Source organism: Mesorhizobium sp. M7A.F.Ca.CA.001.10.2.1 (assembly GCF_003998575.1).
GTDB lineage: Bacteria > Pseudomonadota > Alphaproteobacteria > Rhizobiales > Rhizobiaceae > Mesorhizobium.
In genome coordinates, this window is the sequence record NZ_RZQY01000722.1 from 1 (window position 1) to 2,913 (window position 2,913).

Genomic DNA, 2,913 nt, shown 5'->3' on the forward strand with positions numbered 1-2,913 from the left:
GATCATGGCAATCGAAACCGTTCCGTTTGATCCCGCCGAGCATCTTGGCAGCGCCGAAGGGCAGGCCGAGCTGCTGGCCGACGCCTTTGCGACCGGCGACCCTGGCTATATAGCAAACGCGCTCGGCATTGTTGCTCGTGCGCGCGGCATGACCGCTGTTGCAAAGGAAGCAGGCGTCACTCGTGAAGCTCTTTACAAAGCACTGAGGCCAGACGGTGACCCGCGCCTTTCGACGCTACTGGGTGTCACAAAGGCGCTCGGGGTGAAGATCACAGCCGAGCCGTCTAGTTAATCAGGGTTTCCAAAGACCCCTCGCGCGCAGAATTGTTTGCCCAATTCGCATGCCGGCAACCACTGCCGTGGCTGCCGCACGCCCTGCAATCCGGTCTTCGTCTTGACTCCGTGTCCGATTTCCTGTCTACACGCCCCGAATTCCGCGACGAGTATCCCTCCGAGCAAGCCGACCAGGACGCCGAAACCTCTTTGAGGTGAAGTGCTGTAAATCGATCCTGGAGGCCAACACCCGGCAGCGCTGAGCGCCCCCGGGTGCTTTTTGGTTTTGGCTTTTGGTTGGACACTGGGCGCGAACGCATTACCTCTCGGGCATCATCCGGATGCCAGGGAAAAGGAAAACGAATGTTTGAATCGCTACAGGAACGTCTTGGTTCGATCCTGAACGGCCTGACCGGCCGCGGCGCGCTATCGGAGGCTGATGTCTCGGCGGCGCTGCGCGAGGTGCGCCGTGCGCTGCTCGAAGCAGACGTGGCGCTGGAAGTGGTGCGCTCCTTCACCGACAAGGTGCGCGAGAAGGCCGTCGGCGCTGCCGTGGTCAAGTCGATCAAGCCCGGCCAGATGGTCGTCAAGATCGTCCATGACGAACTGGTCGAGATGCTCGGCGCCGAAGGCGTCGCCATCGATCTCAATGCCCCGGCGCCGATCGTCATCATGATGGTCGGCCTGCAGGGTTCGGGCAAGACGACCACTTCGGCCAAGATCGCCAAGCGTCTTTCCGAGCGTCAGAACAAGAAGGTCCTGATGGCCTCGCTCGACACGCGGCGCCCCGCCGCGCAGGAGCAGCTTCGCCAGCTCGGCGAACAGGTCAAGGTCGCCACGCTGCCGATCATCGACGGCCAGTCGCCGGTCGACATCGCCCGCCGCGCCGTGCAGGCGGCCAAGCTCGGCGGCCACGACATCGTCATCCTCGACACCGCCGGCCGCACCCATATCGACGAGCCGCTGATGGTCGAGATGGCCGACATCAAGAAGGTGTCGAGCCCGCACGAAATCCTGCTGGTCGCCGATTCGCTGACCGGCCAGGACGCAGTCAACCTGGCCAAGAGCTTCGACGAGCGCGTCGGCATCACCGGCCTCGTCCTGACCCGCATGGACGGCGACGGCCGTGGCGGTGCGGCTCTTTCGATGCGCGCCGTCACCGGCAAGCCGATCAAGCTGATCGGCACTGGCGAGAAGATGGACGGGCTGGAGGAATTCCACCCCAAGCGCATCGCCGACCGCATCCTCGGCATGGGCGACATTGTCTCGCTCGTCGAAAAGGCCGCCGAGAACATCGACGCCGAACAGGCGGCGGCGATGGCCAAGAAGATGCAGTCGGGCAAGTTCGACCTGAACGATCTCGCCGGTCAGCTTCAGCAGATGTCGAAGATGGGCGGCATGGGCGGCATCATGGGCATGATGCCCGGCATGGGCAAGATGAAGGACCAGATGGCCGCCGCCGGTCTCGACGACAAGATGTTCGGCCGCCAGCTCGCCATCATCTCGTCGATGACCAAGGCCGAGCGCGCCAATCCCGATTTGCTCAAGCATTCGCGCAAGAAGCGCATCGCCGCCGGTTCCGGCACCGACGCGGCCGAAATCAACAAGCTGCTCAAGATGCACCGCGGCATGGCCGACATGATGAAGGCGATGGGCGGCAAGGGCAAAGGCGGCGGCCTGATGCGCGGCATGATGGGCGGCATGATGGGCGGCGGCATGCCGGACCTGTCGAAGATGGACCCCAAGCAGCTCGAAGCTTTGCAGAAGCAGGCACAGGCAGCCGGCCTCGGCGGCGGCATGAAAGGCCTTCCTGGCGGCGGTGGCCTGCCCAGCGGAATGCCCGGTCTGCCCGGCGGCATGAAACTCCCCGGGCTCCCCGGCCTCGGCGGTGGCGGGCTGCCCGGCCTTGGCAAGAAGAAGTGAGGACGCCATGAACGAAGAGAAGGACATGGCCGACGCCCGCGCTCTCCTGGCCGATTACCGCGCCTCGATCGACAACATCGACGCGGCCCTCATCCACATGCTGGCCGAGCGCTTCCGCTGCACCAAGGCGGTCGGCGTGCTGAAGGCGACGCATGGCCTGCCGCCGGCCGACCCGGCGCGCGAGCAGCAGCAGATCGCCCGGCTTCGCCAGCTGGCGAAGGATGCCCATCTCGACCCGGATTTCGCGGAAAAATTCCTCAACTTCGTCGTCCGCGAAGTGATCCGCCACCACGAACAGATCGCCGCTTCCAACGGCGTGATGAAAGCCGGCTGAGAAACCAGCCACCAACCGACCAACCAAATCAGCCTTTTTAGGAGAAAATAAATGCCCTTGAAGATCCGACTGGCCCGTGCGGGCTCGAAGAAGCGTCCTTACTACCACGTCGTCATTGCCGACGCCCGTTCGCCGCGTGACGGCCGGTTCATCGAGTCGATCGGCTCATGGAACCCGCTACTGCCCAAGGACGGCGAACGCGTCAAGGTCGACGCCGACCGCGTCAAGCATTGGCTGGCGCATGGCGCCCAGCCGACCGACCGCGTGCTGCGCTTCCTCGACGAGGCCGGCCTCGTCAAGCGCGACGCCCGTTCCAACCCGAAGAAGGCCGAGCCGGGCAAGAAGGCGCAGGAACGCGCTGCCCTTCTGAAGAAGGCGCAGGA

The 2,913-nt window shown here is 64.3% G+C and carries 4 protein-coding genes; all 4 read left to right on the forward strand.

Annotated elements, in window-relative coordinates; translation table 11 throughout:
- Nucleotides 1-292, forward strand: a 292-nt coding sequence (locus EN964_RS30630) for an addiction module antidote protein (RefSeq protein WP_306663833.1), incomplete at its 5' end; no start/stop codon positions are given.
- Nucleotides 293-636: 344 nt separating this feature from the next.
- The gene (ffh, locus tag EN964_RS30635) at nt 637-2,196 is read left to right on the forward strand and encodes a signal recognition particle protein (RefSeq protein ID WP_127271191.1); all 1,560 of its coding nucleotides are present in this window, start codon (nt 637-639) and stop codon (nt 2,194-2,196) included.
- A gap of 7 nt (nt 2,197-2,203) precedes the next feature.
- Entirely contained in the window at nt 2,204-2,530 is a 327-nt protein-coding gene (locus EN964_RS30640; protein WP_023811329.1) for a chorismate mutase, read from the forward strand.
- Between the two features lie 51 nt (nt 2,531-2,581).
- Nucleotides 2,582-2,913: 30S ribosomal protein S16 (gene rpsP, locus EN964_RS30645; RefSeq protein WP_127277147.1), on the forward strand; the 332-nt coding region annotated here is incomplete at its 3' end.

Bases quoted from the DNA above. Each gene is read 5' to 3' on its own strand.
- ffh (WP_127271191.1), top strand. From the start codon at position 637: ATGTTTGAATCGCTACAGGAACGTCTTGGTTCGATCCTGAACGGCCTG.
- EN964_RS30640 (WP_023811329.1), top strand. From the start codon at position 2,204: ATGAACGAAGAGAAGGACATGGCCGACGCCCGCGCTCTCCTGGCCGAT.